General features: G+C 46.7%; 18 protein-coding genes. 6 read left to right on the forward strand and 12 right to left on the reverse strand.

The features are described 5' to 3' along the window. The first annotated feature begins 135 nt into the window (after positions 1 to 135). A complete protein-coding gene (locus MH117_RS12115; RefSeq protein WP_239328968.1) occupies positions 136 to 612 on the forward strand; it encodes a GyrI-like domain-containing protein in 477 nt (158 codons plus the stop codon). 156 nt (positions 613 to 768) lie between these two features. On the opposite strand, the gene MH117_RS12120 is transcribed toward MH117_RS12115, so the two are convergent. From MH117_RS12120 to MH117_RS12175, 12 genes are all read right to left on the reverse strand, one after another. Beyond that, the gene (locus MH117_RS12120) at positions 769 to 7,230 is read right to left on the reverse strand and encodes a phosphodiester glycosidase family protein (RefSeq protein WP_239328970.1); all 6,462 of its coding nucleotides are present in this window, start codon (positions 7,228 to 7,230) and stop codon (positions 769 to 771) included. Positions 7,231 to 7,430: 200 nt separating this feature from the next. After that, a complete protein-coding gene (locus MH117_RS12125) occupies positions 7,431 to 8,462 on the reverse strand; it encodes a helix-turn-helix domain-containing protein (RefSeq protein WP_239328971.1) in 1,032 nt (343 codons plus the stop codon). Positions 8,463 to 8,778: 316 nt separating this feature from the next. Then, positions 8,779 to 9,618, reverse strand: coding sequence for a polysaccharide deacetylase family protein (locus tag MH117_RS12130; RefSeq protein ID WP_239328972.1), 840 nt, complete (start codon positions 9,616 to 9,618; stop codon positions 8,779 to 8,781). A gap of 80 nt (positions 9,619 to 9,698) precedes the next feature. Further along, entirely contained in the window at positions 9,699 to 10,418 is a 720-nt protein-coding gene (locus MH117_RS12135) for a glycerophosphodiester phosphodiesterase (protein WP_239328973.1), read from the reverse strand. Beyond that, the gene (locus MH117_RS12140; RefSeq protein WP_239328974.1) at positions 10,408 to 11,232 is read right to left on the reverse strand and encodes a Cof-type HAD-IIB family hydrolase; all 825 of its coding nucleotides are present in this window, start codon (positions 11,230 to 11,232) and stop codon (positions 10,408 to 10,410) included. The genes MH117_RS12135 and MH117_RS12140 overlap by 11 nt, the downstream gene beginning before the upstream one ends. 24 nt (positions 11,233 to 11,256) lie before the next feature. Beyond that, positions 11,257 to 12,114: a carbohydrate ABC transporter permease gene (locus tag MH117_RS12145; protein ID WP_239328975.1), complete on the reverse strand. Its 858-nt coding sequence runs from the start codon at positions 12,112 to 12,114 to the stop codon at positions 11,257 to 11,259. Then, positions 12,104 to 13,072, reverse strand: coding sequence for a carbohydrate ABC transporter permease (locus MH117_RS12150; protein WP_239328976.1), 969 nt, complete (start codon positions 13,070 to 13,072; stop codon positions 12,104 to 12,106). The genes MH117_RS12145 and MH117_RS12150 overlap by 11 nt, the downstream gene beginning before the upstream one ends. A 2-nt stretch (positions 13,073 to 13,074) precedes the next feature. Continuing rightward, a complete protein-coding gene (locus MH117_RS12155) occupies positions 13,075 to 14,397 on the reverse strand; it encodes an ABC transporter substrate-binding protein (RefSeq protein WP_239329212.1) in 1,323 nt (440 codons plus the stop codon). A 168-nt stretch (positions 14,398 to 14,565) separates the two neighbouring features. After that, on the reverse strand, positions 14,566 to 15,117 hold the full coding sequence (locus tag MH117_RS12160) for a glycerol-3-phosphate responsive antiterminator (RefSeq protein WP_239328977.1): 552 nt from the start codon (positions 15,115 to 15,117) through the stop codon (positions 14,566 to 14,568). Positions 15,118 to 15,322: 205 nt separating this feature from the next. Beyond that, on the reverse strand, positions 15,323 to 17,149 hold the full coding sequence (locus MH117_RS12165) for an ABC transporter ATP-binding protein (protein ID WP_239329213.1): 1,827 nt from the start codon (positions 17,147 to 17,149) through the stop codon (positions 15,323 to 15,325). A gap of 44 nt (positions 17,150 to 17,193) precedes the next feature. Further along, positions 17,194 to 18,921 carry an ABC transporter ATP-binding protein gene (locus MH117_RS12170; RefSeq protein ID WP_239328978.1) on the reverse strand — a complete coding sequence of 576 codons (1,728 nt, stop codon included), beginning with the start codon at positions 18,919 to 18,921 and terminating at the stop codon, positions 17,194 to 17,196. A gap of 26 nt (positions 18,922 to 18,947) precedes the next feature. Next, positions 18,948 to 19,412: a MarR family winged helix-turn-helix transcriptional regulator gene (locus MH117_RS12175; RefSeq protein ID WP_239328979.1), complete on the reverse strand. Its 465-nt coding sequence runs from the start codon at positions 19,410 to 19,412 to the stop codon at positions 18,948 to 18,950. A gap of 443 nt (positions 19,413 to 19,855) precedes the next feature. On the opposite strand from MH117_RS12175, the gene MH117_RS12180 reads away from it, so the two are divergent. The 5 genes from MH117_RS12180 (at position 19,856) to MH117_RS12200 (ending at position 26,624) form a co-directional block, all read left to right on the forward strand. Continuing rightward, positions 19,856 to 21,136 (forward strand): MFS transporter, encoded by a 1,281-nt coding sequence (locus MH117_RS12180; protein WP_239328980.1) that lies wholly within the window; start codon positions 19,856 to 19,858, stop codon positions 21,134 to 21,136. 669 nt (positions 21,137 to 21,805) lie between these two features. Further along, entirely contained in the window at positions 21,806 to 23,164 is a 1,359-nt protein-coding gene (locus MH117_RS12185) for an extracellular solute-binding protein (protein ID WP_239328981.1), read from the forward strand. Between the two features lie 104 nt (positions 23,165 to 23,268). After that, positions 23,269 to 24,156 carry a carbohydrate ABC transporter permease gene (locus MH117_RS12190; RefSeq protein WP_239328982.1) on the forward strand — a complete coding sequence of 296 codons (888 nt, stop codon included), beginning with the start codon at positions 23,269 to 23,271 and terminating at the stop codon, positions 24,154 to 24,156. After that, positions 24,156 to 24,986: a carbohydrate ABC transporter permease gene (locus MH117_RS12195; protein ID WP_239328983.1), complete on the forward strand. Its 831-nt coding sequence runs from the start codon at positions 24,156 to 24,158 to the stop codon at positions 24,984 to 24,986. The genes MH117_RS12190 and MH117_RS12195 overlap by 1 nt, the downstream gene beginning before the upstream one ends. Positions 24,987 to 25,274: 288 nt before the next feature. Continuing rightward, on the forward strand, positions 25,275 to 26,624 hold the full coding sequence (locus MH117_RS12200; protein ID WP_239328984.1) for a TrkH family potassium uptake protein: 1,350 nt from the start codon (positions 25,275 to 25,277) through the stop codon (positions 26,622 to 26,624). Positions 26,625 to 26,684 lie beyond the last annotated feature (60 nt).

The following is a 26,684-nucleotide window of genomic DNA, read 5'->3' on the forward strand; positions in this document are numbered from 1 at the left end:
ATCCATTTGAGCGGAACGTATCGCATTAAACACCCTTAAACTTGAAATTACTTCCATTTATGATTGGTAGATCGTATAATGATTTGAAACCGTCTATTTTTCTATTATTCTCTTCTAAATAAGGAGTTGAGACGTATGACAACCACACACATGCAAACGATGGAACGCAGCGAAACAAAGCTGGTAGGTTACACTGTTACGGCGTCGGTAAATCAAGATCTTGAAAATGATATTGTCATAAAACTACGTGAGGAACTCTTTAAAAAGCGCCATGAAATTGCAAATCGGTTAGATAACGATGGCATTTACTTGGTTCAAGTTTACCCAGATGGTGAATGGACGCCAGATATGCCATTCGTAAGTATTGTAGCGGTGGAAGTTCACGAATATTCCTCAATTCCTGAGGGCTTCGTTCAACATACGATACCCGCTGGAACTTATGCAAAAGTTACTCATAAGGGACCTGAATCCCAAATAGGAGAAACCTATGATTTCATCCGTGATCAAGATATTTGCGGTTCTCGGCCCTTTGATCTGGAGTATTGGGCTCAAATGGATTCTCTTGAGGAAGAGGAGAGTACTATCGATATTTATTTGCCTATGGAGGAGTAGGGCAGCACTTCACTTGAGATAAAATCATTTTGATTTACATGCGTGGGAGCACAGAAAAACAACTTACCTCCATTGATGGAGGTAAGTTGTTTTCTCGGATCGTTACTATCCAGCATCTCTTGCTGCATTAACTCTTAGGTAATCGCACTCTGCCCTTTAATAAACGGTGCGAAGAACCCGCGTAAGCAGCACTGCCACCTCTGCAAGCGAAGCATGGCTGCTCACATACAGCCGCTTCCCGCTGCCAGTGAGGATTCCCGCTTCAACCAGAGAAGACACACTCGCAGCTGCGAATACCTTCACTTGCTGCGCATCCTCGAATTGGGCCATAACACTCGGATTATAGACCACGTCCAGCTTATTAGCCTGCTTGAGCGCACGGGCAGTCATCACCAGCATTTCTTCACGTGATATGGCTTGATCTGGTATAAATCGTTCATCGCCAACACCGTGAGTAATGCCGAGTGACTTCGCAATACTTACGGCTTCATAATAGTACTTATCATTTGCCACGTCCGTAAATTCTGACCTCTGTTGGGCTGTCAGCCCCAAAGCACGCACCAGCATCACGATATAATCTGCACGTGTCACATTGCGATTAGGCGCAAACATATAGCCGTCAATACCTTTCACCACGTTACGTGCTGCTAGGAACTCTACCGCTTCGTGAGCCCATGCCATTGACTGTACATCACGGAAGGCGTGATTCACATACGCAATCGCATACGTTCCTGGCTCCTGTGATGACAACTGCACAGTCCCTGTTTTGGCATCATATCGACCATTTGGGACGATTGCTGCTACACCCGCATCATTGATATGCCACACTATAATCCCCTGTGTCTTCGCTAATTCAGCAGGCTGCGGCTTGTAAGATATCAGGATACGCGATGCTTCGCCAGCTTTGTTCCACGATAAGATCTGCTCTCCTTGCTTCGCATGAATGCCGATCACTGGACGACTACCTACCTGAACAAATAGACTAGACGGGACAGCGGCCGCATCCTCTTTGCGCAAGATAAGGGAAACCCTGTTGCTGCTGTTAGAAGAAGATAGCGCATTTGACGCCAATACAACCTCTGCGATGTCCGTCACCAGTTGGAGGCGGCTCTTAAGATTACTCGCTGCTGTAGCATCTATAGGCAGCTTCACCTCCAACTGCGCCGCATCCTTTGTTCCCGCTACCTCGAACCGTACCTGCTTCACTCCGCCTGCATCAGCGCTTGCTTGAGACAATGCCTCTTCCCATGCTTTGCTTGGCAGCTCTATGGCAGCATGTCGGTTGTTTGCGTCAATTTTGGCTGTCCCCGTAATACGACCGCCAACCACTTTAAGGTCATTTGGGATATCCGAAGTATCAGGTTTGCTTGTATCCGGCTTGTCTGTCTCTGGCCTACTTGGTGGATTCGGAGATGATGTATCCCCTCCGCTTTCTGTCCGTCTCACCACCGTAAGTGTGAAATCAGCATGTTTGCTAACGTCACTTAAGCTCGTTACCCGAATAATGACCTTTCCTTCCTTGATAGCCCTAATAAAACCTGTTTGTGACACTTCTACAATGTCCTGCGCAGCTGATTGGCCATAAACTGCCCAGACGACAGATGCATTAGTTGCATTAACAGGGAGTACCGTCGCAGTCAATTGCAGACCTTCGCCTTCCTTTAAAGTCGCACTGCTTTGGCTCAGCACCACTTTCTGCACAGGCACAACCGCAGGCCCTGATGGTTCTACCGTAAGCTGCATGTCCGCATACTTAGTGCCATCTTTCTGGCTCATTGCCCGTATAGTGGCCGTGCCTGGCTTCAGCCCCTTAATCAAGCCTTGATCCGTCACACTTGCTATGCCTGTTGAATGCGAACCGTATACCGACCAGACTACACTCTGATTAGCCAAATCACTTGGTAAAACAACTGCACGTGCCTGTAATGTCTCCCCCACTTTCATCTTGGCTGTAGATGGGCTTAATTCTATACCCTTAATCTCAACCTGCTGTGGGCGGTTCACAGTAATCAAAGTGTCTGCATACACCGAAGCGACGACACTTTGTGCCCGAACCCAAGCCTGCCCAAGCTGAAGCGCCGTGACGACACCGTCGGGCGTCACTTGCACCACATCATGTCCAACAGTCGGATTCGACGGCACCGCTTGATAGACAGACCATGTTACTGAACGGTCATAAGTGCCTTCAGGCATCACGACTGCATTCAGCTTTATGGCTTCTCCTACGGCCATCTCTGCTTGATTACGGTCTATCACGACATGCTCCGGCTTGCTGTCTGGCTTCGTAAGCACAAATTGATCCACCACACGTCCGGTTTTGGTCTTGGCTACAAATTTTAATTCATTACCTTCCACTTCGACAGCTGTGTAGATTTGCGTCTTCTCGTCATCCATCACCTTCTGCCAATAGCGGTCAAAGATCGCATAGAACTTCGGTCCGGAAGAACCTGCAATTACATAAGTTGTACCCTCACCATCCCCTACGATCTTTTCCCCTCGCATTGGATGACTTCGCATGTACACATGATCATGTCCGTTAAGTACAAGATCCACTTTATATTCATCCATCACCGGAGCCCATTGCTTGCGAATATGTTCAGTATCATATACGCTGCCGTATGGTCCGCGATGGAACGCGACGAGCTTCCATTTCTTTTTAGTCGCGGCTAAGTCTTGACGCAGCCATTCCTGCTGCGCTTCAAACTCGTATTCACTATTTAACACCGCAATGTGAACGTCTTTATGATCAAAAGAATAACTGCTGCCCTTCAACTTATTGATCCCATTTTGCGGATGGTTAAAGTGCGCTAGGAAATAATCATTTTTATTAGGACCCGTAACTTCATGGTTCCCTACCACAGATACAATCGTGGTTTTTAATAACTGCTCCTGCGCGTATTTAAACCACAGATTCCACTCATTTTCTTTATAGCCATCCTCAACAATATCGCCCGTATGCAGTAAAAATTCAGCATCTGGATGATCTGTCATCGCCTTGTCCAAAATATCGCCCCACAGCTTAAAGCCAGCGTCGTCCGTTGCTTGTGAGTCCGCAATATACACAAATTTAGTACGCTCATCCCCTAACCCTGCCGTTTCAAAGCTGCCTTGCGTACTATAACTCCCATTGCCATCACCGACACGATATACATAGGAAGTGTTTGGCTCCAACCCTTCAACGACTGTCTTATGCACACGCACAGTACCAATATCCGTTGTATTAAAAATGTAACTGCTGCCAATCACTTTTCTCACCAAGCTGCTATTAAAGTCCGTAAAGTCAGCCTTCTTAACAAGCTCCACTACGGTATCCGTTGTATTAGGATGTGTATGCCACGTAAAACCGCGTGAGCTGGAAGCATCCAATCCCATTGATACACTAATGTTATGTGGATTCGCAGAGCCGAACAGCTTAGATACTTTAAATTTATGGGTACGACTGTATTGTCCCGCTTTTATCGCACGAATCACGTATTCCTTCACTTCTGCCGTTAGTACAGAGGATTGAACCTGACCTCTGGCATCTGTCACACCAACCATTACACCTTCAACTGTAACAATTGATGCTCCTGCTACCGGCAGTCCTTGCTCATCGCTCACATGGAATACCGTCTTATAACCGTGGGCGATGCCATCCTCCTCCCAAGCCAACTGCAGTTGGTTCTTGATGGTCGCTTCTACAGGAAGTCCATAGAATGCGAATAACGTGTCACCCTTGTCCTTTAACTTAAAAGCACCCGTTTCAAAGTTAAGCTTAAACTGGCCCTCAGCTTCCGCTTTCAATTTAAAACGGATAGCAGCCATAGTATCATCATCCTGTAAGGAAATAGTGTCCAAGCCATTAAAGGTAATCTTGACTGTCCCCTTCACCTCATCCACCTCAGCTCGCAGCTGTGCTTCCGTTAACAAGGCATGTTTATCAACTTGAACGCTGTCCACCAATTGTCGATTATAGCGGTATTCAATATATCCCGATCTAATCTCAGAGGCTTTGATGGCTTGAATATTTACCGTGTAGGTATCACCTGCATACACTTCTGGCTTACCGCTATACACGATCTTGGAAGCCCCCGTGTCCACCGTAAACGTCCAGTTTTTCTCTGCCATGTTGCCTGACTCGTCCTTCACCCTCACCCTGACGGCATGAACGCCATCAGCCAGCGGCACTGACGGTACATAATGGATTTGTCCCTTAGGCGGATACAAAGTAGCCGTGACCTGTACACCGTCTACATACATACGTATCGAGTTGGGGTCAATCAACGTCGTTCCTGGATGCTTCACAGGATCATACCCATCATCCTCAGCCACAACTTGAATCTTTGGTGTATTTGTATGAACAATTACGCCGTCCTGTGGAGTAAGATCCTTGAAGAGAGGTGGCTTCATATCATCCTGAACAGGTCCATACAAAGCACGAAGCTGATCAAAATATAGTACACCCTCATCTTTCTTATTGTTATTTGTCTCCATGTATCGGAAAGGCTGATCGATTCGCAGCGGGAGTGGTCTACCCTTCGGAATGCTAACTTCAACATACTTCCAGCCGACCCAATCTACACCGATCGAAGCGTCTATCCAGTCGATCCCAACAGCAGCATCATTGCCGTCCCTCAGTTGCGAACGAAGCCAATGCTTCTTACCATCGCCATATACCCATGCACTTAGTTTCTCTGGATACCCTGGAATTTCGATCCACTGCGATTTGTCCTTTGCCGCAATATATGCGCCAGAGGTACCCAACTGTTCCCTAAAGTCATATTCCAACTTGATTGATTTCTGACCGAAGCGAACATAATCTTCGCTGTTTTCCTCAGAAGCGCGCACCAGCTTGTAGCGTGCACCAGATGATTCATGATAGCGGCCGATGCCACTTTCAAAATCCTCCAGTATAACAGGCGGAAGTCCCACCTTCACATCCATGGACGCTGTCACCCCTTTGTGGCTGACGACGACCCGCCCTTCCTTCTGTGTGTCGCTGGTGGCGGTAAATATACCGTCTGCATCTACAGTGCCAATCGGTCCTTCCACTTTCCATTCAAATTGATTAGGGGATGAACGAATCACTTGTCCGTCTCGCAGCGCCGTTACACTCAACGGCACCTTGCCTCCTGAGGTAACAGTACGTACCGCATCTGGAAATCTCAATTCCGTTAATGTATCTACCACTTCTACTTGTCCGCTGCCAGCCAGCGATCCTGTCGAAACATGGATAGCAGCAGTTCCTGCTGTAGAACCGGCTTTAAACAAACCCTGCGCGTCGATACTCCCAACAGCAGGGTCAACACTCCAAATCGGAGGCTCTGTTATTGAAGCTGGATGACCGGATGCATCTACACCTGCCGTCTTATACGTAAGTGAGGAACCTGCCAGTACGCGCTCAAATGAAGGTTGGACAATTAGCTTCTCAGCGGGCCCCTCAGGCGCTTTATTTACGAGCAAAATGCCATTTGCGGTCTTTCGCTCATAGCCATCGGATGGCTGATTCAGCACGCTTCGCTTCAGCTCCCCAGGAAGTCTGGCAACAAAGGTAGAAGAACCTCCGCCATCCAGACAAAGCGCATCTACAGCCCCTGCCTGCTTCATAATTAGCGCCAGATCATCGTACGAAACCCCTTCGCTGAAGCCAGGCGCACGACCGTCGATAACCATCATTATGATCGAACCGTCCGCCTTGGTTCCGATTGCAACACGTGGTTGTAAAGTCTTATCATCGTGAGGCTGAACCATGCCCTTCTTCAATAAAATGTGAACGCCGCCGATTGCCATCTTGACACTTTTCCAGGCATCCTCCATTTCAAAACGGGCATTGACTTCGTCCCCGCGCTTCAGCTTCGCTAGCACATCACGATACTTGCCAGAAGCAGACAATACGACCTGCCCAGCTGCCAAAGGTGTATTGCCCTTATTTTTATGTATGTCTGCAACTTTCAATTTTAAGCTGCTCCCGCTCTTCACTTCTCCGCTGAGCACGTCCAACACAACCTCGTCGCCCAGATCATTAGTCATCGTCGAGGTATGAAAATCACTTGTGTAGAGCATAAGCGACTCTGAATTATCGCGCATGCGGTTAATGTGCGATATGTTAACGATATCTCCGTTAATCGTAATCGTCCGCTCCAACGTCGGACTCAGATCATAAATTGTAGTTCCGTCCTCACGAAGCCCAAACGCATACCAGTCGGTTTTATACGGAGGGCTGACCAGAATGCGGCCGCCATCCACAAACAAGCCCAACGGCACGCCTGTCGACATGTCGTAAAAGTCCCCGTTAATAGCCGCAACGACTCGGTTGCCAGGCTTATCTGCATCATTTGCCATCTGGGTGACGCCTGTCATGCCGTATACTTTGCCATTTGTCCGTCCGGCTTGTACGTCCAGCATTGGGTTAGACGGATCAAATTCAACGTAATGTATTTTTTCCAAGCCTTGCTTTAATTTCATATCCTGCCATACATACGTCGCGCCGGGCCCAAGGGTCATACGACGTGAATCAAGCACTAGAGCATTCGACGTTGATCCGGTGTCCGCTGCCATGACCTGGCCCATTGGACTGCCTAAAGATGCCAGTAGCATCACAATTAATATTAGCGACATTGTGCGCTCAATCTGTTTCATGGTTCGTTTCATAGCCTCCTACTGTTGTTCAACCTGCAATTGGACAAGCGGGCGTTATTCTCGAACCACCGATGATTCCGCCTCACTTCTTGCGTTGAACCACCCCCTACACCTGTAAAGTATAGAGAGCAGCAGGATCGAAGTAATGAAACAATCTGACTATTTATTCGCCAATATTCTTCTTCACAAAATCTTATCCTCTATAGGCCAATCTTCCTGCGGTATTCAAGGGGTGTCGCTTTTTCAAACTGCTTAAATACGCGATTAAAGTATTGCAATGTCGAATAACCGACCTCATGCGCAACTTCATATATCTTAAGTTGGGGATGCATTAGAAGCCGCTTCGCTTTTTGAATTCGTATCTTGTTTACATAATTAACAAGCGTATCTCCCGAATAGTGCTTAAACTGTTTGCTAAAATAAGATACGCTCATGCCATAACGCTCACTTATTTGTGTTAATGTAAACTCCTGCTTGTAGTTCTCGTTAATATAAAGGCAGGCCATTTTCATAAGAAGCCTCCTGTTGGGTCCATGCAGCTTGGCGGATTGCTCTAACCAGTGCTCCGCAATCTGTTGGAAATAATGCCTGGCCGCATCTTCATCTTTGGAAAGCTTCAATTTAAGTAGTTCCATCTGGGTCTCACCCGTTTCTGACCACAGCTCATATGGCTCCAACTTATGCATCCATTTCATATGCAGCATACGTATATACATCTCACGTACTCCGCCATATTTGTGCTTCGAGCGAAATATATGCCGTAGCAGCTCCTCTTGCCGCTCCAGCAGCTCATGGGGCTTGATAGCATGCATATCGTTAAATAGCTGCATCATATATAACACCAGGCGGTGATTGCCCTCCAGCATCCCGCAGCGCTTCTCGGCTCTCCGTAAAGCTTGTGCAAGCTCTCGAGGCTCGAATGGATAGACGAGATAATCAACCGCTCCGCTTTGCAATGCTTGATGAACATAATCGTAGCTGCACACGGGACTAAGCAGAATCGCTGCTACCGGCAGCTGAGATTGCTCGATATCCTGCAGCAGCCGCAGTCCGCCACCAGCTGGCAGCATCATGTCGGCAAGCACGATGCGAGGTAAATCTTGCTCTAGAATACGGAGAGCTTCCTCCCTACTTGAGGCATCTAACCACGCTTCGTAGCCTTGTCCTTCTATCATCTCACTTACCTGCGCGCGCAGACTGCCTTCAGCACAAGCCACCATGATCTGCGGCATTTTACTCCCCCTCCCCTAAATCCCTGCGTATTTATACGACAACAGCTATGCAACCAACGTAACATGCTATCAGGTTGTTGTTCTGATGTTTTTCAGACTTTCGTTTCACCACATCCCGACAACGCAAACAGCACCTGGTTCGCCAACGCCAACTTTGATTGGCGAGGCCGCAGGTGCCGCTGGCTTTAGCTTGTTTTTCCTATAGCTTTATTTCAGTTCCTACTGCCATCGCTTATTAGGTTTAGCCCATATGCACCAATCCTTCATAGCTTTCCAATGTTTCGGGCAGCCAGAATGCACGACAAATTAAGACAGCTCATTTAGGAGCTAACAAATGAGGAATGGTGACCAATTCGATGCCGGATTCGCGAAGCTGCTGGATTACCCGCTGCAATGCCCCCACAGTTCCGCTCAAATCTTCTCCTTTTCCTCCCGCTCCATGCTGAAGTACGATTGAACCAGAACGAACGTTACCCATGATGTTCGCTTCCACCTGATCTGCATTCAGCCCTTTCCAGTCCAAGGAATCCACATTCCAGTTTACGATCTTGAGTTTCTGGCTGATCAGCCATTTAATCTGCTTATCGTTAATATTTCCGTATGGCGGCCGTATGAAGTGCATCGTCTGCCCTGTTATTCGCTTAACTGCTTGCTGCGTCATAATGACCTCATTCCGAAATGCAATATCACTTAACTTTGGCAGATTGGCATGCGTATACGAATGATTTCCGATCGCATGCCCCTCCTCCACAATTCGCTTTACGATATCCGGATTCTGCTCGGCACGGTTTCCGACAATAAAAAATGTCGCCTTTGCATGGTACCTTTTCAGCAAATCTAATATCTGGACAGTATAATAACGGTCTGGAACATCGTCAAAAGTAAGTGCAACCCGTTTCGGCGATGAAGGTCCCTGCAAAATAAAGTTGGAGCGGTACTTTTCACGCAATTGTGCCAGTGTGAGTGATGCCGGCTTGCGCACAATCATTTCTGTGCCTCCGGCCAACTCCGGCGCCCCTGTGGAAAAGATACGCAAATGTCGACCAGCCTGACTGCCTGGCTCCTCTGCGCCTGTTGATTTTGGCCCTGCTCCTCCTGATACACAGCCCGCAGCAAATATACCAATCATCAGCGTGAATAACCCTCGTTTTAACATCAACATCCTCCTTACACAGCCCTTCATATTGCCATAGCTTGTGTAAAATGGAAGACCATTATCCGAGGTTCTTAATTCGTCTATACCGTCGCAGTTCTCCCTTGACGGTGCACATTTGCCCAACCTTCCAAATTATTCGTGCATACTAGAATATCCGGATAAGCAGCCAACTTCAGCATCGACGGCTCATCGTCAGGAGTCCACGCCATCAGTTGGACACCCTCTTCTGCACATCGCTCGATATATTCGGATGTCAGGTAAAGGTGTCTTACTGATAAAGCACGAGCATTCAATTGCTTCATGTAAGGAAATACAGCAGGCGAGGCACCAAACATAATCAATCCAAGCTGGATATGCGCATCCAGTTTCCGGATTCGCTCGACCGAATAATGATCAAATGATGTGAGAATAACCTGGCTCTCCGTTCCCGTCTGACGAACAACTTCAAGCACGGCTTCTTCAAGACCGGGGTAAAGATTTCCTGTCTGCTTTAATTCCAGATCAATACAGACACGATCCCGCAGAAACAGTAAAGCTTCCTCCAACGTAGGAATCCGTTCGCCGAGGCCTGCATCCAACTTGCGAAGCTCTGCAAGCGTGTATGATTTGACAGTACCTTCACCATTTGTCGTCCGGTTTACAGTCGGGTCGTGGATGACAACCGGAATTCCATCCTTTGTCAGCTGAACATCTAGCTCGACGTGTGAAAACTGGAATTCCAACGCCGCTTGGAACCCCACCATCGTATTTTCTGGATACTTTAATGGATACCCTCGATGTGCAATCCCTCTAATCGCCATATGTAATCCCTCCGTATATAAACTGTTCGATCGCTTCTATAACACCCTCACCATGCGAAGCCCTGCATACATAATCTGCTTCCGCCTTCAGCATGTCTGGACTATTCGCTACAGCGGCGCCAATACCCGCAGCCCGCAGCATCGACAGGTCATTCATCTGATTACCAATGGCCATTGTGTTGGCCGTATCGATGTTGATCATAGTCGACAACTGCTGCAATGCCTTGCCTTTGCTCACATGTTTGGGCACCAACTCTAAATAGTTGGTTTCCGATTGAAAGACGCCTGCATACGCACCAGCCACCCTCTCCCAACGAGCCCAGATGCGCCTCGACACCTCCATATCGCCGATTAAAATAATCTTATCCAACTCTTCCTCAAGCCAAGGCGATTCAGCACCCATCATTGATGGGACTACAGAGCAGCGGATGCCTTCCTTACGCTCATATTGATCGATCTCCTTTGTACGCCGCATTACCTGCACCTTGTCTCCGCGAAACAACAGAACGTTATGACCTGCCGCATGCGCGGCTTCCAATAGCCCATGAATCGGTTTCATCGGCAGTCCGCTCCTCATGATGGTCTCCCCATCACGCGCCAGTACAGCACCATTGCATAAAATAACGGGCAGACGGATCTGCAATTGCTCCAATATACGCTGTGTCGACATGAGTGGTCTGCCAGTCGCAAGCGTAAACAATCCGCCTCGTTCCACATAACGACGAATATACAGAGCCACTTTGTCGTCCAATCTATGATCCTGATTTAAAAGTGTACCGTCTATGTCACATACGATTAAACGTATGGCGCTCATCTCGTTCACACTCCCCAAGCTGCCTTATTTAAATGTCGAATTGGCCATCGCTGACACAATGTGCTTTTGCATTGCGGTAAAGATGACTACAATAGGCAAAATACACATCACGCTGGCCGCCATGATGATATGGAAGTACATGGCTTCATCTCCCGCAATCGAGTCACGCAGCATCGCTATGCCAACAGTTAAGACCCGCATACTGTCTGTGTTCGTCATAATGAGCGGCCAAAAATAAGAGTTCCAACTCGATATAAATACAAGCACACCTAACGTGACAACAGTTGGCATCGTTATCGGCAGCAAAATACGATATAACATGGCAAATCTGCCTGCACCATCAACTCGTGCGGCTTCAAGCACATCGTTATTTACGGACTTAAACGCCTGCCGCAGTAAGAAAATGCCGTATGCCGAGGCGCCGTGCGGAATAATCAATGCCCAGAACGTGTCAAGCCAGTCCAACTGCGACATCAGTACATAGACGGGAACAAAGATAACCTGGTCCGGTATGATCATGGCTGCCAGCACCAAAAAGAACAGTATATCCCGACCTGGGAAACGGCCTTTTGCAAAAGCATACGCCGCCATTAATGCTACATTAAGCTGCAAGAAAATAATGCCACACGTCATAACGAGCGTATTACCGAAAAAGCGTACAAATGGGATTATACGCAAGGCTTCCGCATAATTGTCCCAGGCGAAGGCTTCCGGCCAAAATGTTGGCACTGCCATTCGCATCTCTGCTTGCGTCTTTACAGAACTGATAAATAACCAGAAGATCGGAAAAAATATGGCAGTCATAATAAGTGCGCCTACCACCGTACGCACAATCAATTCCAATCTTGCTCCCCGCTGTCCAGCCATACGGTTATCCCTCATAGTGCACCTTCTTTCGGCTAACGTACCATTGTACGAGCGTGAGCAGCATGATAATCACAAAGAGCACCATTACGAGGGCCGAGGCACGGCCCGTCTTGAACTCCACAAATGCCATTGAATATATCCAATATACGACCGCGTTGGATGCCTTGAGAGGCCCCCCATTGGTCATAATATCAATGGACTGGAACACCTGCATCGACGAAATAAACGTTGTAATAACTAGGAACAACGTCATCGGGGACAAAAGCGGCAGCGTAATGTGCCGGAACTGACGCATGCGGCTCGCACCATCGATAGCTGCGGCTTCATAGTATTCCAGCGGGATGCCGCGCATCCCTGCGATGAACAAAATCATCGCAAAACCGACACCTTTCCATACAGAAACAGCTACTAGTGCAGGCAGTACTGTTAAAGGATCAACTAGCCAGTTGAATCCTTCTAAGCCAAACCACCGCAGGACAGCGTTCAGCAGCCCATATTGATCGTTATATATCCATGTAAATACCATTGCTGCGATGACCATGGATATATAATGAGGCATAAAGATGACGCCTCGCATAAAACCAAACAAGCGTGATCTCCCTACATTAAAAAGCAGCGCCAACAGCAATCCGATTCCAAGCGTCAGCACAACATCAAGCCCTGTATAAATAAAAGTCACTTTAAGAGACTGATAAAAATCCTCGTTCGATAACAGCCACTCATAGTTTTTGATGCCTACAAATTTCTTCACTGGCCGTGTCATATTCCAATTCGTCATACTGATATAGATGGAATACACTAACGGGTAGTACAAAAAGATACTCATAAACAGCAGGGCTGGCAGTGCAAATGAAAAATCTTTTAACCGCTCCAGCCTGCTGTTAAACTTGGGGACCGGAACAGAAGAAGCGGACACCCGATCGGGTGCCGCCTTGTCCGCTGCCTTATGCTGTACTTGTTGATCCATCGCCATCGTTACCCCTCATGTTCCGCCAGAATATCGTTCATCTTCTTGGCAGCAGCCTGCATGAGCGGATTCGGGTCTTTATGATTTAGAATCATTTCACCCAGCACTTCCTGATACTGGCCGCTAAATTCTTCGTAGGCCGGATGCTGCAAGCGTGGCGTCACATTGTCGAAGTTATCGAAGACTGCCTTGTATTGCGGCCATCTTTCAAAGTAAGCTTTCCCTTCCTCTGATTCAAATGCAGACTTACGAGTTGGCAGGTACCCGACGGATTCCGCCCACTTGATATTGTGAGCGGCTGACGTCATAAACTGAACGAATTTCCAAGCAGCTTCCTTCTGCTTGTCATCCACGCCGTCCATCATTACGATGCCTGCACCGCCAATGTTAGACGTTCTCACCTTGTCTCCTGGCAAGAAGGAGACGCCTACTTCGAACTTGGCATTTTCGCGATACATTTTCAGCATCGCAGACGTATGCTCTACCATTGCGATCTCGCCGTTCAGGAACATTTGCCGCATGTTATTGGATGCGCCTTTGCCATAACCCATATGCATAGCGCCTTCATCCATCCACTTTTTGAAGTTGTTGATATAACGCATTGATTCTGGCGTCTCAACCGCCGACTTGGTCTTGTCCGCCGTTAAGATGCTCCCGCCTCCATTCGTAATCCATGGATCGTTGTACCACGTATCCCAGCCTGGTACGGAAAAAGCATAACGTGTGGTCTTGCCATTTTCTTTCTTGGTCACCTTTTGATTAAACGATTCTATCTCATCCCATGTCTGCGGGGGCTGCACACCCAATTGGTCCAGCAGCGTCTTGTTATACACAAATACGCTGGTACTTACGATTAGTGGAAAGCCGAATTGCTTGCCATTGTAGGCATAAGCATCCAACATCCCTTTAGAGAAATCACCGAGCTCTACTTGATCACGCTGGATAAAGGGTGTCATATCCGCAAATACGCCACCTTCGGCAAAGTTCGGCAGTGATGCTACTTCTACATTTGTTACAGCAGGCACATCTTTGGCTGCCACTGCGGCCTGAAGCTTCTTGTGCAAGTCGTCATAACCGCCCTGAAATACAGGCTCTACTGTGATGTAGGGATATTTCTTGTTAAATTCCGTCAACATGTAATTAAGACCCTCAGTCTGAGTTTCTGCATGTGAATGCCAGTATTGAATCGTTATTGGAGTTGTGTCTTCTTTAACAGGTTCTGTCTTGGCTGCACCGTTTGTCCCTTCGGATGCTCCTCCGGAGGAGCACGCGACCAGGCTAAAAGTCAGCATACATAACGTCAATATTTTCAACCAGCTCTTCATCTTCATTTCAATCGTCAATCCCTTCTGCTTGTCTTTACCCTATTTTTCATGCGACACCATTACAAAAAAGACGATAGACAACCTGAAGCAAACCACTTCCCGTTAAGGATTGGATCAGTTGCTTCAGGGTTATCTCATCGTCTCCACCCGTCTACTCTTTTTTATTAAATTCCGCTACCAGAAACGAGAATCACCAATCGATACGTAATCCGCTCCACTTTTGATTGCAACTTGGATCTCTTCTTGACTGCGAATTAACCCGCCTACGATCAATGGACAATTAACGGCCTGCTTCAACTCACCTACGATACGAGGCATTAGGCCCGGCATAAGCTCCACCTCGTTAGGCTTCGACTGACCAATCAGCTTGATCGCCGTTTCCACAGCAGAAGAATCAATTGCAAATATGCGCTGGATTGAACTAATGCCTGCTTGTCGCGCGGCCACGATCGCTTGGCTCTTGGTAGATACAATACCATCGATTTTATACGTCTCGGCCAAATACTGTACTGCATGTGAATCTCTGCCGATTCCTCCTACCATCTCCGTATGTACGTAGACTTGTTTGCCAGCTTGCTGGAGACTGCTGACAATCGAGGACAACTGCAATATGCTTCCCGTCATCAAAATGACCCTTCTAATTCGACCTGTTACAGCCTTCTGAATCTGATCGGGCTTTGTTATCGATGCAATGATCGGGAAAGCAAGCTTGTTTACATCAGTCATCTGTCTGCCTTCTTTATAGTTGGTGTATCTATACCTTACTTTACAAGTGTCAAGCGGCTGTCATGGGCATGTAAATATTTAGTTAAAAAAATGTTAAATGTTGCCGTGACGATGTCCATGCATATAAAATAACCCGATCACATTCATCATACAGAAGTACGATGATTTGTGAATCGGGTTATGGCTTAATTATGTGCGCTTACGCTTAGATTGCAGCCGGTGCTGACTCTGAGAATTGGCTGTTATAGAGATCGGCGTAGAAGCCCTTCTGCTGCATCAGCTCATCATGCGTTCCTTGTTCAATCACGGTTCCCTGGTTCATGACCAGAATGAGATCCGCATTACGAATGGTGGACAGACGATGCGCAATTACAAAGCTCGTTCTGCCCTGCATCAATTGATTCATCGCTTTCTGGATATGAACCTCGGTCCGTGTATCCACACTGCTTGTCGCTTCATCCAGAATCAAGATCGAAGGGTCTGCCAATATCGCTCGTGCGATAGTCAGCAGCTGCTTTTGTCCTTGCGAAATGTTGGACGCTTCTTCATTCAGCACGGTATCATACCCTTTCGGCAGTGTGCGGATAAAGTGATCCGCATGAGCCGCCTTCGCGGCACGTATAATATCGGCTTCGGAAGCACCTTCCCGGCCATAAGCAATATTATCACGGATCGTGCCGTTAAAGAGCCATGTGTCTTGTAATACCATACCAAACATCTTACGCAGATCACTGCGTTTCATTTGTGTGATGTCCACACCGTCAATCTTGATTGCACCACCGTTGATCTCATAGAAACGCATTAACAGATTAATCAGGGTCGTCTTACCTGCACCCGTCGGTCCAACGATCGCAATGGTTTGACCTGGGCTTACATCGATATTCATATCTTTGATCAGCAGTTCATCTGCTTTGTAGCCAAACTGGACATGATCAAATTCGACTCTGCCCGCAGGACTCGCGATTGCCGTAGCAGGTTCGGATTCCGGAACCTCTTCTGCCTCATCCAATATTTCAAATACACGCTCTGCCGAAGCTATCGTCGATTGGATGATATTAGCGATATTAGCTGTCTGCGCGATTGGCTGGGTAAATTGGCGAGCATATTGGATAAACGCCTGGATATCCCCGATCTCAATCGATTTCTTTGTAACCAGAATACCACCCACAACACAGATCAGCACGTAACCGATATTTCCGATAAAATTCATCAACGGCATGATCATGCCGGATATAAATTGTGCCTTCCAGCCCGATTCATACAAGCGTTCATTAATTTGACCGAATTCTTCAAGCGATTGATCTTCATGTCCAAATGCCTTAACGATGTTATGCCCTGTGTACATTTCTTCTACGTGGCCGTTCAACTCGCCGAGCGATTTCTGCTGGCCCACAAAGTGTTTCTGCGAACGCGATGCGACCATCTTGATGACGATAGCACTTAATGGCAGCGTCAGCATGCAGATCAACGTCAGCAGAGGACTGATCGTCAGCATCATCACAATGACACCGATGATCGTAATGATGGACGTGATAAGCTGCGTCAAGCTCTGCTGCAGTGTCGTACTAATATTATCAACGTCATTAGTGACGCGGCTTAAAATCTCGCCATGCGTCCGTGAGTCAAAATATTTAAGCGGCAGTCGGTTTAGCTTTTCATTTACTTCCTTCCGCATGTCGTAAACAATTTTTTGCGCCACACCTGCCATAATATATTGCTGCACGTAACTGAACAGCGCACTGAACAGATACAGGCCAACGAGCAGAAGGAGAATCTGATTAATAAATTCAAAGTCCATAACAGCTGGTAGACCGTTCAATTTTGCCATCGTAAATTCATACAGCTTGGTAGTCGCTTTCCCCATAATTTTCGGGCTGACAATAGAGAACACCGTACTGCAAATTGCCATAAAGAAAATAATGATCAACTTAGTGCGGCTGGGCTTTAAGTAACTAAGGAGCCGCTTTAATGTTCCTTTAAAATCTTTTGCCTTATCGCCAGGCATCATCATGCCAGGCCCCATCGGCCCCATGCCGCCCTGCTTACCGCCCGGCTTTGTTGTTTTCTTATGGTCACTCACGCAATCTCCTCCTCTGACAACTGCGAGGACACGATCTCACGATATACGTCGCTCTTCTCCAGCAGCTCTTTATGCGTACCAACGTCTGCAATCCGACCTTCCTCAAGCACAATAATCCGGTCTGCATCCATAACCGTGCTGACACGCTGCGCAACAAGGATAACGGTCGAATCTACCGTTTCTCCCTTCAATGCAGCCCGCAGCTTCGCATCCGTCTTAAAGTCCAGTGCTGAAAAACTATCGTCGAATATATAGATCTCTGGCTTGCGAACCAAGGCGCGAGCAATGGATAGCCGCTGCTTCTGGCCTCCAGATACGTTCGTACCGCCTTGAGCAATCGTCGATTCAAATCCATCCGGCATACCATTAATAAACTCTGTAGCTTGCGCCACATCTGCTGCGTGCCTCATCTCTTCATCTGTGGCATCCTGCTTGCCATATCGGATATTGTCAGCAATTGTTCCAGAGAACAAGACCGCCTTCTGCGGCACTAGTCCGATCTTTGCCCTTAAATCCTCGTGCGAAAGCTCTCTGACATCGATGCCGTTAACGAGAATTCTCCCGCTGTCGATGTCGTAGAAGCGAGGGATTAAGTTGAGCATCGTAGACTTGCCCGATCCTGTACCGCCTATAATCGCAGTAGTCTCACCAGGGCGGGCGCTGAACGAAATATCCGACAAGGCGGGATTCTCTGCACCAGGATAACTGAATGTAACACGATCAAATTCAATATATCCGTGTTGACCTGATGCCTGCTTTCCATTCGCTTGATCACGGATGACTGGTTCCATTTCCAACACCTCGTTAATACGAGTTGCCGAAGCAGATGCACGCGGAATCATTACAAATATGATGGAAACCATGACCAGGGAAAACATGATTTGGGTCGCATACTGGATAAAGGCCATCAAATCGCCGACCTGCATGCTGCCTGCATTAATCCGGTCGCTGCCGAACCAAATAATTGCAATCGTCGAAAAGTTAAACGCCAACATCATAATTGGCATTAGCGACGCCATAATACGGTTGACCTTGATTGCGGTCTGAGTCAAGTCTGTATTTGCGTCATTAAAGCGCTGCTTTTCATGAGTCGTACGATTAAAAGAACGAATCACTCGAATACCAATCAAGCCTTCACGCAGCACCAGATTGAGTTTATCCAGCTTCTTTTGCATCGCTTTGAATAACGGTATGCCCTTGCTTGCTACTGCAAATATCGCCAGCGCCAAGATTGGAATGACGACAGCCAGCACTAACGTAAGCTTTGCATCCTTGTTCACCGCCATAATAATGCCGCCAATACACATCATCGGCGCACTGACCATCATCCGTAAAATCATAACAAGTACTTGCTGCACTTGTGTAATGTCATTGGTCGTCCGCGTAATTAGCGAAGCAGTGCCTATTTGATCAAATTCCTGCAAAGAGAAGTGCTGTACATGGTTAAATACTTTGCCGCGCATCAATTTGCCATAACCCATAGCTACCTTCGCTGACATGTAGCTGCTAATGATCGCACAGATCGTCCCCCCAATGGCTACTGCCAGCATGATGCCGCCAATCTGCCATATATAAGGCACATCCCCTTTTGAAATACCAAAGTTCACGATATCGGACATTAACGTAGGCAAATACAATTCTGACAGCGACTGTACGAAGACAAGCGCCAAAATAATCCCGATCGGCAGCCGATACGGCTTCAAATAACGAAACAACCTCATCATGTTTCCTCAACTCCATCTTTACATGTCTATTTATGCTGCTCGTGTTCCTGGTTAAGCATGTCGTAATATTCGTATACCTTCTTAAGCAATTCCACTAATTGCCCGCTATCCTCTTCACCCAAGTATGCAATGAGGCCATTCATATGATCAGCAAATCGCTGTTCACCTTCTTCTGTCAGCTTGATGCCTGCTTCCGTTAGCTTTACCCGAACTGCACGCCGATCTTGCTTATCCATGACCCTTTCAATCAAACCTTTATTTTCCAGACCATTTAATGTCTGTGTAACCGTAGGTGAAGCGACCCGCAGCAGGCTGCTAATCTCCGACACACGCATAGCGGGCTCTCCATCATGTGCCTGACGCTTAATACAGAACAATAACATCATCTCACTACGCTTCTTGCCAGTTGTCATACGTTGATGCCACTCGGCCTTACTCAATCTCATAAAAGACTGTGCAAGCTTATAAGCTGTCGTCTCTTGGTCAAACATGTCATCCCCCCGAATCATTTATGTTTTAGAACATATTTAGATAGCTTCTCTATTTAATAGTAGATCTAATTATTAACTCACTTATTAATTAAGTAGTATAATTATATATTCATAAAACTTTTACTGTCAAATCCTTAATTGCCCACTCTTTGTTATAAATACAAATGCAAAAAACCGTTCTCTAAAGAGACTGGCACTCTAACTAGCATTCCAGAAATGGCTCCTCCATCTCTACCTCCGTATAGGGCTATACTGTTTATGCCTCCCTTCCCTGGATACTCAGACATCTCATCTTTTTTATTTACCTGCTGTCTAATAGATAGCAGGAGTAATTAGCAGATATCCGGCTGTTTTAACGCGAAACTATGACTTTACTCCCTTTTCCCTCCAGAATAACCCCTGATACAATAGATAAGTCATTCACCAATAACCGGAGGTTATTTATGCGTTTTCCTCATCATTTTTTGTCCGAAGTCAAACATTGGAACCGAAACATTAAGCTGTTCTTTATCTCTAATCTGCTCTATCAATTCGGAAGCGGCATGTTTATGGTGCTGTATAACTTATATATTCAAGCACTTGGATTCAATCAGGCGATGAATGGAACACTTGTCAGCGTACAGTCCCTAGCCACCGCATGCATGTTTATCCCTATCGGCCTTGCAGGAGATCGAGTCAGCCGGAAAAACATCCTGATCATCGGCGCCTTATTTACCGGGCTTAGCTTCATTGGACGATCTTATGTCGAAGGTGAAATGGGTCTGCAGCTGTTTGCTATTTGTTCAGGCTTGTTTGCTTCCTTTTATCAAGTACTTGCCGTACCTTTCCTTGCTGCCAATATCGACAAGTCGCAAAGACTGCGCATATTCAGCTATCATTTCTCAATGGTGCTTGCAGCGCAGGTTATCGGTAGCATAGGAGGAGGCATGTGGGCTGACTGGATGCAAGGCGCCGGCTGGGACAAAGTGTCCAGTCTCCAACTTGTACTTATGGTTGGTGGCGCAGTCAGTCTGGCCTCTTTTGTGCCTTTGATGTTCGTAAAAGAACCAACAGTTGTGCGGCCTGAGTCATTGCTGGCTGAAGAACAGTCATCTGATTCACAGCCAAGCTTGCGCCAGGACGAGGACTGGAAGCGAATCATTCAATTTACATTCGCGCAGCTTCTTGTGGGTCTTGGCTCCGGTTTGGTCGTCCCTTACTTAAACCTGTACTTTACCGACCGTTTTCACGTATCGTTAACGGCTGTAGGCCTGCTGGTTTCACTTGGGCAGGTGATGACCATTATCTCCATCCTGATAGGTCCAACGCTAGCCAAGCGTGTCGGCCAAGTGCGCGCGGTTGTGTATTTTCAACTGCTGTCATTGCCCTTCTTACTCTTGACTGGCTTTACGAATCTGCTCGTTATCGCTTCCATCAGCTTCCTGTTCCGGCAAGCCCTTATGAATGCGGCTAACCCGATTCAATCTACCCTGATGGTTGACCTTGTGTCGGATCGGAGGAGAGGGATCGCTAATTCCTTTACCCAAACAGCCTTTATGTTAGGATGGGCAAGCATGGGCACCGTTCAGTCAGCTCTCATCACCCACTACGGCAGTTACTGGGGGTATGCAATTACATTTTGTATTACAGGATTCTTATATGTCATCGCTGCTGTATGCTTCTACTTCATGTTTCGGGAAACTCAGATTCATCGAACTTCAACTACGGAAGCCTCAACCCTATGAGGCTTTTTTTCTTTTTTCGATTCCAGCATCTTGAAATTTGATTTATTTGTGTTATTATCCTCATATCAACTAAAAAAGCGCTTTCATTTGCAGGAGTTGTCCAAAAAGATAACCGCTATTATTTTCTTGCAATTTATCTTCTAGCAAGAGAATTGCAGACTTGAGGGAACAATCCTTATCACACTACAATCAGGATTGCACGATAGCATGCAAGTTCCAGCACTCCAATGAACACACCTGTAATATTCCAACATACCGTGCAACCACTCCACGGCTCGACACATATACGTTAACTACACCTAGCTGTACGTATGACTCATCATCGACTGTCCACACCATTTCGCCTGCTGCTCTCAGTTGTCCTACACAATTTGACTCACAACATGACTCTGTTTCCACATCGCAATCATGTCTTTTCTAAATGCTTATTTATTTTGGTTCTCGATTTCAAGTTCAGTTAGTAATGCAATTAGTACGGCATTCTTAAAGGAGGTGATGCTACCTAGTTGTGCCGCTTATGCAGAAATGAATAAATATTTATCCAAAGAGGGGTATACAGTCAGCAGGATCAGTCCTCATTTCGCCGACTCCGAGTTCACGCATCAGCTTGAATGGTAGCCTTGTCCATCTTTCACGCTTAAACAAATTTGAATGCGGGAGTGTTAAGAAATGAAAAAAAGGTTGACGTTATTGATGATCGTTGCACTTATGGGAATGCTCACACTGGCAGGCTGCGGCGGTTCCAGCAAACCGGCTGATCCACCGAAGGAAGCCGGTGGCACTACGACACCAACTCCTGAACCTGAGAAAGCAGAGTCGTTCGACGTTGTTATCCGTCACATTAACGTACGCGACACCGCAAAAGCCATGCTGAAGCAGCTTGAAGAAGTCTCAGCAGCTACAGAGAAAGAAGTACCTGGGTTGAAATTCAAGTTGGATGGCGTTGAAGATACGGTGAACCGAGACGTAAAGCTGAAAGCCGAGATGACCAGCGGCACGCAGCCTCCATTGTTTAACTTATTTGGCGGAGATGATACGGTCAAATACGCAAAGGCAGGACGTTTGCTTGCGCTGAATGATATCTTGACCGAACTTGGCATCGCTGACGCCTTCTTTAATTTAAGGGAATTCACAGTGGATGGAAAAATATATGGACTTCCCGAATCAGGATACATTGAGGGGTTCTTTTATAATAAAAAGCTATTTGAAGATGCTGGCGCAACTGTACCCAAAACTTGGGAAGAGTTGCTCGCTGTGTGTGAGGCACTCAAAGCAAAAGGCATCACGCCAATTGCAATGGGAGATGGCGCTGGCGATGGCTGGGTGGCCAACATGCTCGTGAACAGCCTGTTCGTGGGCCTTGGCGGCCCTGCACTGCAAGACGGCTTTGCTACAGGTACTACCAAGTGGACTGATCCTGCTGTCGTGGAGTCTTTAAAGCGTGTGCAGGATCTGAAAAACAAAGGTTATATCGACCCGAATGTGCTTGGTCTGAAGTATTCACAAGGCCAAGCCAACTTCTATACAGGCAAAGCAGCGATGCTGTTTGACGGCAGCTGGGCGGCCAATGCCATCACAGGCGACACTTCTACGGTCAAAGATGTATCCGGTTTCTTCCGTCTTCCTGACGTAGGCGGCCCTGGCGACGGCTTTATCAATGGCGGATGGTCCAATGGATTTGGTGTCTCCGCCGATTTGAAGGAGAACGAATTAAAAGCGGTCAAAGCATTTATTAAAAACTGGTACAATGTAGAGCAACAAAAACGCAGCCTTATCGAATCGAGCCGTATACCCGCAATGAAAGGGGTTAGCAACGTGGAAGGGGCAACAGAGCTTGTGAAATCATTGGGTGAATCCCAAGGCTCAGCCAAAGGTGCGTTCCCTGCATTCGATGCACTTGTTCAAAAGAGTGTGAAAGTAACGTTGGAGCAGACGGTACAAGAGTTGCTCGGCGGCAAAATAACACCGGAAAAAGCAGCAGAACGTATGCAGCAAGCGCAAGAGAAAGCTATTAAGGAAGGAAAGTAATTTTCAACTTATGTATCGGGAACCGCGGCTTGAGTTGTGGTTCCCGGTTCTTACATTTCATCCCGGTTATGGCTCGATGCTCACCGGAACGTAGGAGATGAATGATGAACAAGATACTCCGGAATCGTGTCGCTTATATGGTATTTGTCGTACCGGCTCTCGTGCTCTATATTACCTTTTATTTAATACCGCTATTTAAGTCTCTTCAATACTCGGTGACAAGTTGGGACGGCATTACGGATCCCGTTTATAACGGTGTTGATAACTTTGTCCGTGCATTATCAGATGAAAAGTTTTGGGTCGCTTTTAAAAATAACATCTACTTTGTTCTGTTTTCCGTATTTATTCAAGTTCCCATTATTATTCTAGTCTCTATCCTAGTCAGCGGCGTAAAGCGCCTGCTCGACTTCTATAAGCTGACAGTATTTATGCCAAGCATTTTATCGACCGCGTCGATCGCAGTCATTTGGCAGTTCATTTATTCACCGGATGCAGGGCTGTTGAATCAAATCCTTAAAGCAGTAGGGCTGGAAACATGGACAAGATTGTGGCTGGGGGATGAGAAGACAGCCTTCCTGTCCGTACTGGTCACGAATGGCTGGCAGTGGACCGGGTTCTACATTGTACTTGTGCTCGCCGGCATATTTGCCATTCCGAAGGAAATACTAGAAGCCGGCGAAATTGACGGGGCTGTGGGCTGGCGCAAGGCCTGGCTGCTGACGATTCCACTTATTCGTCCCGTCATTGTAGTGACGATGCTGCTATCCATCACTGGTGCCATGAAGGCGCTTGATATTGTACTCATTATGACGAATGGCGGGCCATTTGGCAGCTCGGAAGTAATGGCTACTTACATGTATCAACAAGCCTACGCGCTTGGAGACTTCGGTTATGCAAATGCGATTGCCATTATCATTACCGTATTTACCGCCATACTTTCCCTCATCTATCATCTCGTAAACAAGAAGACTTCGAAGGAGGCCGAATATTAATGAAGCTCCGTGCCAACAATCGTATTCTGTCTCACGTCGTCCTTCTTGTATACGTAGTTATCGTTATATTTCCCTTACTATTTGTCTTTATTTCCTCATTTAAAAACAATACGGAAATATTTAACGATCCTTGGGGCTTGCCGTCTAAGCTGAGCTGGGACAACTATGCCAATGCGCTGTCCAGCTCACACATCGGCACTTACTTTGTCAACAGTCTCTACATCAGCATCGTATCAACCGTAACTACCATACTGTTATCGACCGCTATCGCCTACGCGGTGACACGGATGAAGTTCCCTACATTAAGCAAGCTTGTCCTGGGCCTGCTGCTGTTGTCCATCTTAATTCCGCCTGCATCACTGCTAATACCACTCTACATCATGATTAAAGATTTCGGTATTTATAATACGCCGTTTGCATTAATGATACCTTATGCCGCATTTGGCATTCCGCTTACTACATTTGTGATTGCAGCCTTCCTAAAGTCGATGCCGTCTGAGCTAGAGGAGGCCGGTATTATGGACGGCTTATCAACATACGGCCTATTGGGTCGTATCGTCATTCCGTTAACGATGCCCACCTTGGTTACCGTGTTCATCCTTAATTTTATTGGCAACTGGAACGAATACATTCTAGCCAACCTATTCTTATCCAACCAGGAGCTGCGCACTCTTCCGGTTGCTGTCGTGTCGTTCGCTGATAAGTTTAATATGAACTACGGGGCACTGACTGCTGCCATTACAATCAGTGTCGTACCTGTCATTATTATTTACGGTATTCTGCAAAAACAAATTATCGAAGGGGTTACGGCCGGAAGTGTAAAAGGCTAACCCTGCTGCGACTATAAGCTAGCACAAAGCTGCTCCTAAGGGGGTGGCTTTTTATTTTTCTCGGTTATGACTATTTCAGAATATTTATAACCATTTACGTGAAAACAGAGCTCATTTCTTACATTAACAGTAAATATTAAACCTAAAACCAACGACGATCGGTTGCCCCGCAACAGATTGGGGATACTAAGCGTACTTACCTTTAAATTGTTTATGCAACACAAGCCATTTACAAGTATGGCTGGAAGCGATATACTAGTGAACGTTTTGGTTAAAGGAGGTGGATTTATGGCATCTTGTTGGAACTATGTTGCCAGACAGTGGAAAAATTGGACACCCTCGCGAGTATTAGTGGCAGGCTTTCTATTTTTAATCCTAATTGGAACTATACTGTTGAGGCTGCCAATCGCGGTCCACGACGGACATGCCATCGGTTGGGTTGACGCTCTCTTCATGGCTACTTCGGCGATATGCGTCACCGGATTAACAGTCGTGGATACAGCCTCCACGTTTACGATGTTCGGGGAAATTGTCATAATCGTACTTGTTCAGATAGGCGGCATCGGATTTATGACAGTTGCTACACTATTTTATTTGATGCTAGGCAAAAAGATATCTCTACGTGAACGGCTCATTTTACAAGAGGCCATGAATACAGATAGCATGGAAGGCATCGTACGGATTATCCGTAGAATTATAATATTTGTCGCCGTTATCCAAGCAAGCGCCGCACTGATTCTAGCTCTGCATTGGCTGCGCGAAATGCCGCTTAAGAAAGCTTTATACTACGGCTTATTTCATTCTGTATCGTTATTTAACAATGGGGGATTAGACCTGTTTGGAAATAGCTTTCAAGCCTACGCGGACGATTTTTTGTTTAATATCATTGCATTCTTCCTCATTGTTTCAGGAGGATTGGGCTTTATTGTATTAGCTGAACTTTACGAATACCCAAGAAAACGAAAGTTTTCATTGCACTCTAAAGTTGTTTTGTCCATGACAGCTATCTTAATTGTAGTTGGGGCGGCTATGATATTTGTATTTGAATACACGAATCCAAATACGTTGCAGCCAATGTCTTTTGCCGGAAAGATCTATTCATCAGTCTTTCAATCCATATCCTCTCGTTCATCGGGTACAAGCACGGTTGATATTCAAGGCCTACGGCAGGTCACGCAATTTTTTATGGTTATTTTAATGTTCATTGGGGGCTCCCCAGGTTCCGCAGGTGGAGGTATCAAGACGACTACCTTTGCCATCCTAATCTGCGCCGTTGCAGCCATGCTTCGCGGACGTGAGGACGCAGTGCTGTTCCGTACCCGATTGTCCAAGGACCAAATCGTAAAGGCGCTTACGATTATTTTCCTTGCATTAATGATGGTGCTGTCAATCGCTATGCTCTTGGCTGTCACGGAACAAAAGCCGTTTTTAGAGATCTTGTTCGATACGACTTCAGCGGTCGCAACCGTTGGCCTGTCTATGGGATTAACACCAGAGTTGTCTGTATTCGGTAAACTGGTGTTTTGTGCAGCTATGTTTATCGGCAGATTGGGGCCCTTAACCCTTGCTTATGCATTGAATCGACGCAAGCCACAGTCACTGTATCGTTATCCAGAAGGCAAGATTATGATAGGTTAGACACTTTAAAATAGGGGCCGAATTCCTTCGCCCCCTATTTATTCCTGTATAAAATGTTGA

Source organism: Paenibacillus sp. ACRRX (assembly GCF_022346885.1).
GTDB lineage: Bacteria > Bacillota > Bacilli > Paenibacillales > Paenibacillaceae > Paenibacillus_B.

What these genes read in the sequence shown, in the direction of transcription:
- MH117_RS12190 (WP_239328982.1), top strand. Translation starts at nt 23,269, where the DNA reads ATGAACAAGATACTCCGGAATCGTGTCGCTTATATGGTATTTGTCGTA.
- MH117_RS12150 (WP_239328976.1), bottom strand. Translation starts at nt 13,072, where the DNA reads ATGGCGATGGATCAACAAGTACAGCATAAGGCAGCGGACAAGGCGGCA.
- MH117_RS12160 (WP_239328977.1), bottom strand. Translation starts at nt 15,117, where the DNA reads ATGACTGATGTAAACAAGCTTGCTTTCCCGATCATTGCATCGATAACA.
- MH117_RS12180 (WP_239328980.1), top strand. Translation starts at nt 19,856, where the DNA reads ATGCGTTTTCCTCATCATTTTTTGTCCGAAGTCAAACATTGGAACCGA.
- MH117_RS12165 (WP_239329213.1), bottom strand. Translation starts at nt 17,149, where the DNA reads ATGGGGCCGATGGGGCCTGGCATGATGATGCCTGGCGATAAGGCAAAA.
- MH117_RS12155 (WP_239329212.1), bottom strand. Translation starts at nt 14,397, where the DNA reads ATGAAGATGAAGAGCTGGTTGAAAATATTGACGTTATGTATGCTGACT.
- MH117_RS12170 (WP_239328978.1), bottom strand. Translation starts at nt 18,921, where the DNA reads ATGATGAGGTTGTTTCGTTATTTGAAGCCGTATCGGCTGCCGATCGGG.
- MH117_RS12140 (WP_239328974.1), bottom strand. Translation starts at nt 11,232, where the DNA reads ATGAGCGCCATACGTTTAATCGTATGTGACATAGACGGTACACTTTTA.
- MH117_RS12195 (WP_239328983.1), top strand. Translation starts at nt 24,156, where the DNA reads ATGAAGCTCCGTGCCAACAATCGTATTCTGTCTCACGTCGTCCTTCTT.
- MH117_RS12125 (WP_239328971.1), bottom strand. Translation starts at nt 8,462, where the DNA reads ATGCCGCAGATCATGGTGGCTTGTGCTGAAGGCAGTCTGCGCGCGCAG.
- MH117_RS12115 (WP_239328968.1), top strand. Translation starts at nt 136, where the DNA reads ATGACAACCACACACATGCAAACGATGGAACGCAGCGAAACAAAGCTG.
- MH117_RS12130 (WP_239328972.1), bottom strand. Translation starts at nt 9,618, where the DNA reads ATGTTAAAACGAGGGTTATTCACGCTGATGATTGGTATATTTGCTGCG.
- MH117_RS12185 (WP_239328981.1), top strand. Translation starts at nt 21,806, where the DNA reads ATGAAAAAAAGGTTGACGTTATTGATGATCGTTGCACTTATGGGAATG.
- MH117_RS12175 (WP_239328979.1), bottom strand. Translation starts at nt 19,412, where the DNA reads ATGTTTGACCAAGAGACGACAGCTTATAAGCTTGCACAGTCTTTTATG.
- MH117_RS12200 (WP_239328984.1), top strand. Translation starts at nt 25,275, where the DNA reads ATGGCATCTTGTTGGAACTATGTTGCCAGACAGTGGAAAAATTGGACA.
- MH117_RS12135 (WP_239328973.1), bottom strand. Translation starts at nt 10,418, where the DNA reads ATGGCGATTAGAGGGATTGCACATCGAGGGTATCCATTAAAGTATCCA.
- MH117_RS12120 (WP_239328970.1), bottom strand. Translation starts at nt 7,230, where the DNA reads ATGAAACAGATTGAGCGCACAATGTCGCTAATATTAATTGTGATGCTA.
- MH117_RS12145 (WP_239328975.1), bottom strand. Translation starts at nt 12,114, where the DNA reads ATGAGGGATAACCGTATGGCTGGACAGCGGGGAGCAAGATTGGAATTG.